This window comes from Treponema sp. R8-4-B8 (genome assembly GCF_054786175.1).
The window spans coordinates 1-756 of record NZ_BDHE01000181.1; the positions used below are offsets into that span (position 1 = coordinate 1).

3 protein-coding genes are annotated in these 756 nt (G+C 39.2%); 1 reads left to right on the top strand and 2 read right to left on the bottom strand.

Going from position 1 to position 756, the window contains the following annotated elements; translation table 11 throughout:
* The coding region (locus ACYVRA_RS07745; protein WP_461252162.1) for a hypothetical protein at nucleotides 1-230 on the bottom strand (230 nt) is incomplete at its 3' end.
* An 89-nt stretch (nucleotides 231-319) separates the two neighbouring features.
* Nucleotides 320-460: a hypothetical protein gene (locus ACYVRA_RS07750; RefSeq protein WP_461252163.1), complete on the bottom strand. Its 141-nt coding sequence runs from the start codon at nucleotides 458-460 to the stop codon at nucleotides 320-322.
* A gap of 215 nt (nucleotides 461-675) precedes the next feature.
* Here ACYVRA_RS07750 and ACYVRA_RS07755 point away from each other — a divergent pair.
* Nucleotides 676-756 (top strand): hypothetical protein (locus ACYVRA_RS07755; protein ID WP_461252164.1); only part of this gene is annotated, 81 nt, incomplete at its 3' end.

Sequence of the window (756 nt, forward strand, 5' to 3'; positions counted from 1 at the left end):
TCGGTTAGGCTATCCAGTTCAGATGTAAGAAACGCCATCCATGATTGAAGGGTATACGCCGTGTCGGGGGTGAACTCTATACTGAATTCGTAGCCTTCGCGTATGTCCATTGCCGGTGTAATAGCCCCCTGCACGGGGTTGCTTGTCCCCCAAGCGGATGGGTAGTCAAGCCTGACCGTCAATTTTTTAGCATTTGCCCAATCCACTTCGTCGCTGATTACCTTAAACAAATCAACTTTTGGGGCGGTGAATAAATCGCATGACGAAAGAAGAGAGAAAAGAGAAAAAAGAAGAAAGAGAAGAAATGAACAATTAGCAATCAGTGAGCAGTGAGCAGTGAGCAATGTCGTTGTTTGCGTGCGGTGCGGGTTGGCAAGCCGCTACGCTTGCTAACTTCGCTCTTTGTTAATTGTCCATTGCTAATTGCTAATTGTTCATTGTTCATTGTTAATTTATTCATACATTACTCCTTTTTTCAGTTTCTGCAGTTTACTTATGGGAAATAGTTGCTTTATAGAAGAAATATACCTTAGAATTTTGAAATTTTCCAGTAAAATCTTGTTAAATTTTGTTAAAAAGGGCTTGAAAAACAGCATATTGACACATTTATTCATTTATTTTTTAATTGAATTGTCAATATAGAACAAATCCTGATGAAATGGAATAATCGTTTAAGTGGACAGATTAACCCCCGAACAGCGCCATAAATGCATGTCGCATATTCGCAGTACTGAAACAAAGCCGGAAATATTTTTT

Bases quoted from the DNA above. Each gene is read 5' to 3' on its own strand.
- ACYVRA_RS07750 (WP_461252163.1), bottom strand. From the start codon at position 460: ATGAATAAATTAACAATGAACAATGAACAATTAGCAATTAGCAATGGA.